This window comes from Pseudodesulfovibrio sp. (genome assembly GCF_028692895.1).
Lineage (GTDB): Bacteria > Desulfobacterota > Desulfovibrionia > Desulfovibrionales > Desulfovibrionaceae > Pseudodesulfovibrio.
The window spans coordinates 1-11,324 of the sequence record NZ_JAQUWN010000090.1 but is presented as its reverse complement, the minus strand read 5'-3'; the positions used below and the strand labels follow the sequence as shown (position 1 = coordinate 11,324).

At 68.0% G+C, this 11,324-nt stretch carries 10 protein-coding genes; 5 read left to right on the top strand and 5 right to left on the bottom strand.

All coding sequences use genetic code 11. The features are described 5' to 3' along the window. The 5 genes from phnX to phnF all read right to left on the bottom strand — a co-directional run. On the bottom strand, positions 1-681 hold a 681-nt coding region (gene phnX / locus PHP91_RS15710; protein ID WP_300142864.1), incomplete at its 3' end, for a phosphonoacetaldehyde hydrolase. A 184-nt stretch (positions 682-865) separates the two neighbouring features. Further along, positions 866-2,617 (bottom strand): putative 2-aminoethylphosphonate ABC transporter permease subunit, encoded by a 1,752-nt coding sequence (locus tag PHP91_RS15705; protein WP_300142860.1) that lies wholly within the window; start codon positions 2,615-2,617, stop codon positions 866-868. Positions 2,618-2,620: 3 nt separating this feature from the next. Next, complete coding sequence (locus PHP91_RS15700) at positions 2,621-3,718, bottom strand: ATP-binding cassette domain-containing protein (protein ID WP_300142857.1); 1,098 nt, start codon at positions 3,716-3,718, stop codon at positions 2,621-2,623. A gap of 70 nt (positions 3,719-3,788) precedes the next feature. Next, positions 3,789-4,808 (bottom strand): putative 2-aminoethylphosphonate ABC transporter substrate-binding protein, encoded by a 1,020-nt coding sequence (locus tag PHP91_RS15695; protein WP_300142868.1) that lies wholly within the window; start codon positions 4,806-4,808, stop codon positions 3,789-3,791. Positions 4,809-5,193: 385 nt separating this feature from the next. Next, on the bottom strand, positions 5,194-5,910 hold the full coding sequence (phnF, locus tag PHP91_RS15690; RefSeq protein ID WP_300142855.1) for a phosphonate metabolism transcriptional regulator PhnF: 717 nt from the start codon (positions 5,908-5,910) through the stop codon (positions 5,194-5,196). A 96-nt stretch (positions 5,911-6,006) separates the two neighbouring features. On the opposite strand from phnF, the gene PHP91_RS15685 reads away from it, so the two are divergent. The 5 genes from PHP91_RS15685 (at position 6,007) to PHP91_RS15665 (ending at position 10,685) form a co-directional block, all read left to right on the top strand. Continuing rightward, the gene (locus PHP91_RS15685) at positions 6,007-7,158 is read left to right on the top strand and encodes an alpha-D-ribose 1-methylphosphonate 5-triphosphate diphosphatase (protein ID WP_300142852.1); all 1,152 of its coding nucleotides are present in this window, start codon (positions 6,007-6,009) and stop codon (positions 7,156-7,158) included. Positions 7,159-7,332: 174 nt separating this feature from the next. Next, on the top strand, positions 7,333-8,151 hold the full coding sequence (locus PHP91_RS15680) for a phosphate ABC transporter substrate-binding protein (RefSeq protein ID WP_300142849.1): 819 nt from the start codon (positions 7,333-7,335) through the stop codon (positions 8,149-8,151). Positions 8,152-8,200: 49 nt separating this feature from the next. Continuing rightward, positions 8,201-9,067: an ABC transporter permease subunit gene (locus PHP91_RS15675; RefSeq protein WP_300142846.1), complete on the top strand. Its 867-nt coding sequence runs from the start codon at positions 8,201-8,203 to the stop codon at positions 9,065-9,067. Further along, on the top strand, positions 9,064-9,939 hold the full coding sequence (locus PHP91_RS15670; protein ID WP_300142843.1) for an ABC transporter permease subunit: 876 nt from the start codon (positions 9,064-9,066) through the stop codon (positions 9,937-9,939). Before PHP91_RS15675 ends, PHP91_RS15670 begins: the two co-directional genes overlap by 4 nt. Continuing rightward, complete coding sequence (locus tag PHP91_RS15665; RefSeq protein ID WP_300142840.1) at positions 9,936-10,685, top strand: phosphate ABC transporter ATP-binding protein; 750 nt, start codon at positions 9,936-9,938, stop codon at positions 10,683-10,685. Before PHP91_RS15670 ends, PHP91_RS15665 begins: the two co-directional genes overlap by 4 nt. The last annotated feature ends 639 nt before the right edge of the window (positions 10,686-11,324 follow it).

Here is an 11,324-nt window from a genome sequence, read left to right as displayed (position 1 = left end):
GGAGATCTCGTCGAGGGTCAGGCCCATCTCGTTGCCGGACTTGGTCAGGCCGATGGTCCACATGCCCGCGTTCAGGCCCTCCTGGACGTCGCTGATGGAGTCGCCGATCTTGACCATGGCCTCCATGGGGTAGACCTCCAGGTTGATGGCGGTCTGGTAGCACATGTAGGGATAGGGGCGGCCGCGCGGCACGTCGGTGGAGCAGACCACGGAGTCGGGCTTGTAGCCCTTCCTGGCCGCCTCGGGCGCCAGGACGTCCATCATCGGGCCGGTGTAGCCGGTGCAGGAGCCGATCTTGACGCCCATGTCGCGCAGGACCGCGATGGCGTCCAGCAGGCCGGGGATGGGGTCGGAATGCTTCGCGATGCAGGCCACCATCAGCTTCTCGGTCTGGACGTACATGGCGTCGATGTCCTCCTCGGCGGGATGCGCGCCCTTGGCCGAGAGCCATTTGGCCAGGACGTCCGGGTCCTGGCACATGGAGACGATGTGGTCGCGCTTCATGAGGCCCATGGGGCGGCGCGCCTCGGCCCAGGTGACGTCCACGCCCCGGTTCGCGAAGACCTCCACGAACACGGCCACCGGGCCCACGGACCCGTAGTCCACGGCGGTGCCCGCCCAGTCGAGGACCACGGCCTGGACCGGTCCGGTGTAGGGGGTATTGCGGATGAATGCTTTCATTGCCTGTCTCCAGAATGCCCGGTCGGACCGGGGTCGGTGTTGGCGAAATTCGACCGTCCGGGGGAAACGGTCAAAACCAGCATACGCCGCGCGTTCGGGAGGAGAACAGACAAATTCTCCGATTTGTACGTGCGCCGCGCAAAAAAATGGTTTCGGCCGGACCGCGAGGCGGGCGGCCGCGTCCTCAGCGCCGGGTCCAGGCCTGGGTGCGCCGGTTCACCTTGCGGGTCAGCAGGCCGTAGAGCAGGCGGACCGCGACGTTGGCCAGGACCACGAGCATGGACATGGCGCAGGCCGGGGCGATGTCGCCCGCGTCGTCCATGTTGGCGATGGCCACCGAGGCGAGCGGGATGTCCGCCGAGTAGAGGAAGATGACCGCCGAGACCGTGGCCATGGAGTTGACGAAGTAATACATGGCGATTTCCAGGATGGCGGGCAGGCAGACGGGCACGGTGACGCGGAAGAAGGTGATGTGGAACGGCACGCCCAGGGATTCGGACACGGTCTCGAACTCCTTGTCGAGCTGCTTGAGGGCCGTGGTGGCCGTCAGGAAGCTGACCGAATAGAAGTGGACGATGTTCGAGAGAACCAGGATGCCCATGGTGGCGTAGAGCCAGTTGAACGGGTTGGGGATGGTGATTCCCCCGAAGGTCCAGCCCGGCGCGTTGAAGAAGAAGATGTAGGCCAGGCCGATGACCAGACCGGGAAGGGCCAGGGGCAGGATGGACAGGAAGTAGCTGGTCTGCCTCAGCGCGCGCATGCCCCGGCTTTTTTCGATGAGATAGGCGCTGAAGAAGGTCACGGCCGTCCCGACCACGGCGGAGTAGCAGGCCATGCGCACCGAGTTGAAGAACGCGCCGTAGCCGCCCCCGCCGGTGCCTCGGAACTGGTAGTGCCACAGCCCGAGCTCCAGCTTGTAGGGCCAGACCTTGACCAGGGAGGCGTAGGCCGCCGTGGCGAAGAAGGCGAGGATGAGCAGGGAGATGAAGGAGCAGTAGGCGAGGTAGAAGCCGTCCACCTGCTTGTCCGGCTTGGGCGTGAGGGGCACGGACTTGGCCTGGATGAGCGCGACCTGCCGCCGCTGGGCGATGCGGTCCACCACGAAGGCGAGCACCGTGGGGATGAGCAGAACCACGCTGACCACCGCACCCATGGTGAAGTTCTGCTGGCCGATGACCTGCTTGTAGATGTCCGTGGCCAGGATGTTGTACTGGCCGCCCACCACCTTGGGCGCGCCGAAGTCGGTGAAGGCCAGGATGAAGCAGACGAAGATCGCGCTGATGAGCCCGTACTTGACGCCCGGCAGGGTCACGGTCAGGAAGGTGCGCAGCCGGGAGGCCCCCATGGACTGCGACGCCTCGTAGAGCCGGGCGTCGGTCATGCGCAGGGCCACCGAGAGGATGAGCATGGCCTGGGGAAAGGTGAAGATGACCTCGGAGATGATGATGCCGGTGGAGCCATAGAGCCCGATGTCGAAGCCGGGGATGGCCCCGAAGAACCCGCGCGTGATGAGCCCCTTGCGGCCGAAGAGGTAGATCAGGGCGATGCCGTTCAGGAGCGTGGGGGCGAAGAGCGGCATCATGGCCAACCCCCGGAACGCGCCCTTGAGGGGAATGCAGGTCCGGGTCAGGGCGTAGGCGAAGAGAAAGCCGAGCGTCACCGAGATGACCGTGGTGGTCACCGAGACGAAGACCGAGTTGCCGATGGACCGCCTGAGCTCCGGGGTGGTGAAGTATTCCACGTAGTTGGCCAGGCCGACGAAGACGCCGTGGTTGTCGAACAGGCTCTTGGACAGGAGCTGTATGAGCGGCAGGATGACCACGGCCACCAGCCAGGCCGAGACCAGCAGAATCAGGGCGCGCTTGAGCCAGAGTTCGCGGTCGAAGGTGTCGGCGGCGGGCAGGGCCGCGCCTGCCGCCTGGTTCGCCTGGGCCATGGGCTAGGCCTCCGCCCGGAAGAGGTGGACCCGGTCGGCCGGGAGGATGGCCTTGGCGCGGGTGCGGCCGCTGACGCCCGTGCGCCGGGCCTGATCGGCCGTGATGTCCGCCACCAGGGGCAGGGTCTGGCCGCCGCCGAAGGGCAGCCGCATGGTGACCCGGTAGACGGGCCCCCGGTATTCCACGTTGTCCACCTCGACCTCGAAGACGTTGGGCCCGGCCTCGCCGTTGGTGGAGACGCGGATGTCCTCGGGCCGGATGGCGGCCACGGCTTCCTTGCCGAAGGGGGAGACGTCCCGGTCGATCTTCACGGAAAGGTTGCCCCGGTGGAAGGTGCGGCTGTCCCAGTGCATGTCGCCGCTCACGAAATTCATGGAGCCGATGAACGAGGCCACGAAGGGTGAGGCCGGGGCCTCGTAGATGTCGGACGGGGAGCCGTTCTGGACCAGGCGGCCCTGGTTCATGATGAGGATGCGGTCGGCCATGGTCATGGCCTCCTCCTGGTCGTGGGTGACCATGATGGTGGTCATGCCCAGGCGCTGGGTCAGGGCCCGGATCTCGGCCCGGAGCATGACCCGGACCTGGGCGTCCAGGGCGGAGAGGGGCTCGTCGAGCAGGAGCAGGTCCGGCGAGAGGGCCAGGGCCCGCGCCAGGGCCACGCGCTGCTGCTGCCCGCCCGAGAGTTGGGACGGGTACTTGTTGCCCGCCGCCTCCAGCCCGACCAGGGCGAGGAGCTTGTCCACCCGCTCGGCAAGCGCCCGCCGGTCCTTCAGGTCCTTGCGCAGGCCGTAGGCCACGTTGTCCCTGGCCGAGAGGTTGGGGAACAGGGCGTAGGACTGGAAGACGATGCCAACGTGCCGTTTGGAGACCGGCATGGTGGAGACGTCGCGGCCCTTGAGCCGGACCACGCCCTCGTCCTGGGGCTCCAGCCCGGCCACGGCGCGCAGGATGGTGGTCTTGCCGCAGCCGCTGGGGCCGAGGATGGAGAGGAATTCGCCGCGCCGCGCGGTGAAGCTGACGTCGGAGAGGGCCGTGAACGCGCCGAAGCGCTTGGTCACGCGCTCCACGCTCAGGTAGGTTTCGGATTCGGTGGAGGTCATGCTGCAAAGCCTCGATGGGCGGCCCGGAAGGAGTCCGGGCCGCCCGTGTTGGAGTCGTTGGGGAGGGCCGTTATTTGGGGTCGGACTTGCCGTCGTAGCGCGCGGACCACTCCTTGAGGATGCGGGTGCGGTTCTTGGCGGCCCAGTTGAAGTCGTTCTTGATCATCTGCGCGGCCGGGTCCTTGGGGTAGCCGTCGGGCACCGGGTTGCCGCTCGGGTAGGCGGTGACGGGGTAGACCTTGCCGTAGGCCTGCATGACCTCGGGGCTCAGGGCCCAGTCCAGGAAGGCCTTGGCCTCGGGCTTGATGTCCTTCTTCTTTATCAGGGCGTTGGCCTCGACGTCCCAGCCGGAGCCTTCCTTGGGGAAGGTGGTCACGACCGGCTCGCCCTTGGCCTTCTGCATGAATCCCCGGTAGGCGAACGAGATGCCCACGACCGCCTCGCCCGCGCCCGCGAGCTTGGCGGGCTTGGAGCCGGAGTGGGTGTAGCGCAGGATGTTCTCGTGCAGCTTGTCCAGGTAGGCCCAGCCCTTTTCCTCGCCCATGAGCTGGAGGATGGCGGAGACGGTCAGGAAGCCGGTGCCCGAGGAGGCCGGGTTGGGCATGATGAGCTGGCCCTTGTAGATGGGCTTGATGAGGTCGGCGTAGGACTGCGGGATGGGCATCTTGAGCCGCTCGGCCTCGACCGTGTTGGTCACGAACCCGGTCATCCAGGCCTTGATGCCGACCCAGTGGGGGACCTTGCTGCTGTCGCGCATGTTGGCGGCGACCTTGTCCAGGTACTTGGGCGCGTAGGGCTCGACCATGCCCGCCTGGTCGCAGAGCATCAGGGAGGTGGCGGCGGTGCCCCAGACCACGTCGGCCTGCGGGTTGTCCTTCTCGGCCAGCAGCTTGGCGGTGACGATGCCGGTGGAGTCGCGGATGATCTTCACGTCGATGTCCGGGTGGGACTTCTTGAAGATGTCGAGGTAGACGGGAATTTCGTCGTCTTCCAGGGCGGTGTAGACCAGGATCTCGCCGGCCAGCGCCAGGGAGGACAGCATCAGGACCAGCGCCGCGGCCAGGGCGGCGACAAATGAGCAGCGTTTCATCACGTTCTTCTCCTGCGTGGGTGGTTTTCCGCAACGTCGGCGCGCTCCCGGTCCGGGAGGGGGGTAGGCAAGACATCCGTGCCGCCGTGGGAGGCCCGGAACGGTTCCGGGACTGCCTGGATCATAGGCGGGCGCACGGTTTTCAGAACAGACAACCCTGGCGATTCGTCTGTTGTTTCGGTAACGGTTCCGTGAAGCTTGGTGGCGCTTGCGTGACGCGCTCCAATTGACTGGCAACCCGTTGAAAAAGAAGGAAAATCAGGCTGTTCAGCAATGACGCGATGCAAGAGGCGAAAAAAAAGTTCAAGGTCGAAGCGTACTTCCTGTACGCGAGGGGTTGAACTTTTTGCAGCGATGCGGCAGATCGCCGTTTTTCAACAGTCTGCTAGTTTCCTTCGACCACAATCTCCATGCGGTCGCCGGAAAAGCGGGTGATGCCGAACTCGATGGGGCGGCCCGAGGGGTCGACGTTGACGTATTCGACCACCAGGAGCGGCTGCTTCTGCTTGAGCTTCAGCAGCCGGGTCTCCTCGGGGTTGGAGAGGCGGGTGGTGATGCGGCTGACCTTGCGGAAATAGTCCTTGATGCCGTAGTGGCGATAGGCCTTGGTCAGGGAGCCGGTCTTGCGGAAGACCGCGATGAGGTCTTCCATGTCCACGTGGGGGATGTACTGGGAGGCCACGAAGACGCGCTTGCCCTCGGCCTCGCCGTACATCTCGATGTAGCTGACCCGGCTGCGGGGCCTCAGCTCCAACTGCCCGGCCACCAGCTCGGACGCGGTGATGACGTCGCCGTAGAGGAAGTGGGAGCGGGCCTTGAGCCGGTTCAGGCTCATGTTCTCGCTGAACCGGGTCCGGCGGCCCATCTTGTACTCGAAGGGCTGCTCCAGGACCACGGTGCCGCGCCCCTGCTCGGTGCGGACCAGTCCCTGCTCGCGCAGCTCCTGGAGGGCGCGGCGCACGGTGTGGCGGTGCACGCCGAGCCGTTCGCTCAGCGCCTTTTCCGTGGGCAGCAGCTCGCCGGGGTAGACCTTGCCGGACCGGATGTCGCGGGCCATCTCGTCCCGAACCTGTTGCCACAGCGGCGGTTTCGTCTCGGTCATGCGCGCTCCTTGGGGACAACATGCCACAATTCATCCGTATTGTCTTCCCCGGCGGTTGACCGGAGCGCGCCGATCAGGCGACAATCGAGCCGCGAGGTGAACATGGAAACCGTACTCAAGAACGGCCGCATCGTGGCCGGAAACGCCGTGGTCGAAGGGTGCCTGGTGGTGCGCGACGGCCGGATCGAGCGCATCGACGCGGGCCGCACGGCCGTGCGCGGGGGCGTGGACCTGGGCGGGGACTACCTGGTCCCCGGCCTGATCGACGTGCATACCGACAGCCTGGAGCGGCAGTTCACGCCCCGCTTCGGGGTCTACTGGCCGTCGCCGCTCTCGGCCGCCGTGGCCAACGACGCCATGATGCACGGCTGCGGCATCACCACGGTGCTCGACTCCATCTGCGCCGAGGCCTTTCCCGAGGAGGAGACCCGGCGGCGCATGTTCAACGACGCGGTCCGGGCCGTGACCGACGGCGAGGCGGCCGGGCTCTTCCGTTCGCGCCACCTGCTTCACCTGCGCTGCGAGACCGCCGACCCCAAGACCCCGGCCATCCTGGGCGAGCACCTGGCCAACCCCCTGGTCCGCCTGGTCTCCCTCATGGATCACACCCCGGGCCAGCGCCAGTACAAGGACGAGAGCAAGTTCCGCCAGTATTACAGCGGCATGGCCTGGACCGACGCCGAGTTCGCCGAAGTGGTGGCGCGGCTGCGGGAGGAGCAGGCGCGCTACGCCGGACCCCAGCGCGCGGCCATCATCGAAAGCGCGGCCCGGCGCGGCATCCCGCTCGCCTCCCACGACGACGCCACCCCCGGACATGTGGCCGAGGCCCGGGCCGAGCGCATCGCCATCAGCGAGTTCCCCACCACCCTGGAGGCCGCCCGCGCCGCCCGCGAAGAGGGCATGGACGTGGTCATGGGCGCGCCCAACATCGTGCTGGGCGGGTCCCACTCCGGCAACGTCTCGGCCCTGGACGTCCTGGCGGCCGGGCAGCTCACGGTCCTGGCCTCGGACTACGTGCCCGCCAGCCTGCTCCTGGCCCCGTTCCAGGCCTCACGGGACCTTTCCCTGCCCCTGGCCGACTGCCTGGCCCTGGTCACGGCCAACCCCGCGCACATGCTCGGCCTGGCCGACCGGGGCGTCATCGCGCCCGGCCGCCTGGCCGACCTGGTCCGCGTGCGCCTGGTGGACGGCCTGCCCGTGCCCGTGGCCGTCCGGACCGGCGGCGCGCCGGACGCCCCCGCCCTCTGAGCCCCGCCACCCCCAGCTTTTCGCTCCGCCGTTCCTCGGCGGTCGTGGGCGGTGCGGAATCCTTATCAAGTCTGTTAATGGTTGCCATAGAACATGGCGATGCATAGGATGCGCGGATCAAAGGGGGAGGCCTTCGGCCGCCGCCGTCCAACGCGCAACCAAAGGGAGAGGTTCATGAAAAGAGGATTGCTCGCACTCGGGATGCTGCTTGCGCTGTGCACCGTGGCCTTCGGCTCCGGGCTCGACGCCTTCAAGGGACAGAAAGGGGACATTGCCATCGCGGGCGGCACCGCCCACATCCCGGTCATGGAAAAGGCGGCCCGCAACATCATGACCGCCAATCCGGACATCCGCATCTCGGTCGCCGGGGGCGGCTCCGGCGTCGGCATCCAGAAGGTGGGCGAAGGCCTGGTCGCCATCGGCAACTCCGGCCGCAAGGCCAGCGAGGAGGAAGTGGCCAAGTACGGCCTGGCCATGTTCGCCTTCGCCGTGGACGGCGTGGCCACCATCGTCAGCCCGGACAACCCGGTCGGCGGCCTGACCTCCGACCAGGTGTGCAGGATCTACGCGGGCGAGATCACCAACTGGAAGGACGTGGGCGGCAAGGACGCGGCCATCAACCTCTACACCCGCGACGAGGCCAGCGGCACCCGCGAGGTGTACTGGAAGAAGCTCCTCAAGAAGGGGACCATCGCCGCCTCGGCCAACGTGGTCGCCTCCAACGGGGCCATGAAGACCGCCGTGTCACGCGATCCGGACGGCATCGGCTACGCCAGCATCGGCTATCTGGACGCCACCGTGAAGGCTCCGGCCCTGGACGGCGTCGTCCCCACCCAGGAGGCGGCCAAGGACGGCTCCTACCCCGTGGTCCGCAAGCTCTACATGAACACCAAGGGCGAGCCCGCAGGCATCGTCAAGGCGTTCGTGGACTACGTCATGGGCCCGGACTGCGTGCAGATCATCAAGGACAGCGGGTACATCCCGCTCCACTAGCCAGAAAAGCGGGGCGGACGGCCCGGTCCGTCCGCCCCCTCAAAGAACCGTGCATTCGCTTCATCGACGACCGGGAGAGGGCATCGCCCTGGCGGCGGTGCGCCTGTCCGCGCTCCTGACCGGCTGCGTGGTCGCGGCCCTGCTCGCCTTCCTCGTCCACTTCTGCCTGCCCCTGCTGGACCCGAAGACCCTGGCCGGGCTCCTCACCGCCGACTGGCGGCCGTTCCACGGCGGATTCGGCATCCTGGCCATGGCGGCGGGCTCGCTCCTGCTCGCCCTCTCGGCCGTGCCCCTGGCCTTTCCCGTGGCCGTGGGCGTCTGCTGCTTCATCCACGGCTTGGGCTCGCCGCGCGCCGCCCGCCTGGTCCTGCGCGCCGTGCAGCTCATGACCGGCGTGCCCACCGTGGTCTACGGCTTCGTGGCCGTGTTCGTCCTGGTGCCGCTCCTGCGCGCCGCCTTCCACCACGGCAGCGGCTTCTCCTGGCTGGCCGCCGCCCTCGGGCTCGCAGTGCTCATCCTGCCCACCATGACCCTGATGATCCACAGCCAGTTCCAGGTCGCCGAGCCGCGCATCCGGCTCACCGCCGCCGCCCTGGGCCTGACCCGGGCCCAGCGCCTCCTCCACCTGGTCGTGCCCCTGTCCCGCCGGGGCTTCGCCGCCGCCCTGGTCCTGGGCTTCGGCCGGGCCGTCGGCGACACCATGATTCCCCTCATGCTCTCGGGCAACGCCGCCCAACTGCCGGGCTCGCCGCTCGACTCCCTGCGCGCCCTGACCGCCCACATCGCCCTGGTGGTGGCCACGGACAGCCACAGCCTGGCCTACCTCTCGCTCTTCGCCGCCGGACTCTTCCTCTTCACCGCCACCGCCGGGGTCACCATCGCCCTGCGCTGGATACAAGGGGGAGGCCGCCCGTGAACCGACAGCCCGGCTTCACCCTCTTCTGCCGCCTGTGCGCGGCCCTGCCCGTGCTCCTCGTCGCCGGACTCCTCGTCTTCCTCTGGCTCCAGTCCCGCCACGCTCTCGGGCCGGCCCTCTTCTTCGGCGACGCCGACCCCGTCAAGGCCATCCTCGGCCTCGCCCCGGTCTGGGACGGCATCTGGCCCGCCTGCGCGGGCACCCTCTGCCTCGTGGCCCTGGCCGGACTTACCGCCGTGCCCCTCGGCATCCTCTGCGGCATCCACCTGAGCGAATACGCCACCGGCCGTTCCGCCCGCGTCCTCTCCCTGCTTGTGGACATCCTCGCGGGCGCGCCCTCCATCATCATGGGCCTCTTCGGCTTCGCCCTGATCCTCTACCTGCGCCACTCCATCGCCCCCGAGGCAAATGCGAGCCTGCTCCTCTCGGGCGTCTGCCTGGGCCTGCTCGTCCTGCCCTACATGGTCAACGCCACCGCCACCACCCTGGCCGCGCTGCCCGCCGACCTGCGCCTCCTCGGCCCCGCCCTGGGCCTGACCCGCTGGCAGGCCATCCGGCACATCCTGCTCCCCTCGGCCGGACGCGGCATCATGAGCGGCGTCGTCCTCTCCATCGGCCGTGCCGCCGAAGACACCGCCGTCATCATGCTCACCGGCGTGGTCGCCAACGCGGGCCTGCCGCGCTCCCTCTTCGGCGTCTACGAGGCCCTGCCGTTCCATATCTATACCGCCGCCGCCGAATACCGGGGCCCCGAAGACCTCGAACGCGGCTTCGGCGCGGCCCTCGTCCTCCTCGCCCTCACAACCGTCCTCTTCCTGGCCGCCGGAACCCTGCACCGCACCATGGAAAACCGCTGGAGAAAAGGCGCATGACCATCGCCGCCATCCGAAACCTGACCGTCGCCTTCAACCGCAAGCCCGCCTGCCGCGACATCGACCTCGACCTGCCCGCCGGACGCATCACCGTGCTCGTCGGCCGCTCCGGCTCCGGCAAGACCACTCTCCTGCGCGCCGTCAACCGGCTCAACGAATGCCTGGAAAACAGCCGCACCACCGGCTCCGTCCACCTCGACCTCCCTTCCGGCCCCCTCGACGCCTACAGCCCCGCAACCGACGTCGAAAACCTGCGCCGCCGCGTCGGCATGGTCTTCCAGACCCCCGCCGTCCTGCCCGTCTCCATCCTGCGCAACTTCCTCCTCCCCCTCGAACTCACTCTCTCCATCACCGGACCCGAAGCCAAAAGCCGCGCCGAAACCGCCCTGCGCGACGTCGGCCTCCTCGACGAGGTCGCCGACCGCCTCGACCACGACGCCACCACCCTCTCCGGCGGACAGCAACAACGCCTCTGCCTCGCCCGCGCCCTCGCCCTGGACCCGGAAATCCTCCTCCTCGACGAACCCACCGCCTCCGTCGACCACCGCTCCGCCGAGATCATCGAAAACCTGCTCCGCTCCCTCACCCCGCGCCTCACCCTCGCCGTCGTCTCCCACAGCCTCCGCCAAGCCCGCAAACTCGCCGACCGCCTGCTCCTCATGCGAGACGGCCGCCTCGTCGGCGCGTGGGACAGGGAAACCGGCGACGAGGCCGGGCTGGACGCACTGCTGGACGAGGCGTTCTAGGCCGGAGGATCGAGCGGGAGATGCCTCCGGCGGCCGCCTCGCCGGCGGAGGCCGCCTTCGGCGCGACCAGGGCGCTGCCCTGGACCCGGCAGGGACGAAGCCCCTGCACCCCCATCTCCGCTGCGCGGGCGAGTAGCTCAGGGGGTGGGAGTTGTTGGCGGGGGATTGGCTGGCGGCGGCTAAGCGACGTCCGCGAAGACTCGAACGGTCCGCTTTCGCCCTGCCGGGACGAAAACGGACCGTTCGAATCTTCGCGGACACTAGCCCACGCCGTGTGAACCGCTTGGTGAAGATTTGAAAAGTCTGTCGTTACGGCGTCTGGGACATTGGCAGGGCCGGGGTTCTTGATTTGAGAACTGTCCGGTTTCTTTCCCCCTAAAAACACCCCGGCTGGGGCCGAAGGGGGCGGCGGGCGGTGTTTCGGTAAGCGGCACGTATTGCAAGCCGTCCCCTTCGGCCCCAGCCGTTAACCGGCAGGGCGTGAGTCGTCTGGTCAGGCTATGCCCCCGCGAAAGCGGCGAATGGATTCCAAACGCGTTGCCTTTGGCGGGGCCGCGTCGGGTCTTAGGCCGAGCTTGCTCGGTCTTAGAGCCGTCTACAGCAGCGATAGGGCAGCGCCCTGGTCCCCACGAAGTGGCC

Excerpts from the sequence above, each read along its gene's own strand:
- PHP91_RS15705 (WP_300142860.1), bottom strand. The coding sequence starts at position 2,617 with ATGGCCCAGGCGAACCAGGCGGCAGGCGCGGCCCTGCCCGCCGCCGAC.
- PHP91_RS15680 (WP_300142849.1), top strand. The coding sequence starts at position 7,333 with ATGAAAAGAGGATTGCTCGCACTCGGGATGCTGCTTGCGCTGTGCACC.
- phnF (WP_300142855.1), bottom strand. The coding sequence starts at position 5,910 with ATGACCGAGACGAAACCGCCGCTGTGGCAACAGGTTCGGGACGAGATG.
- PHP91_RS15700 (WP_300142857.1), bottom strand. The coding sequence starts at position 3,718 with ATGACCTCCACCGAATCCGAAACCTACCTGAGCGTGGAGCGCGTGACC.
- PHP91_RS15665 (WP_300142840.1), top strand. The coding sequence starts at position 9,936 with ATGACCATCGCCGCCATCCGAAACCTGACCGTCGCCTTCAACCGCAAG.
- PHP91_RS15695 (WP_300142868.1), bottom strand. The coding sequence starts at position 4,808 with ATGAAACGCTGCTCATTTGTCGCCGCCCTGGCCGCGGCGCTGGTCCTG.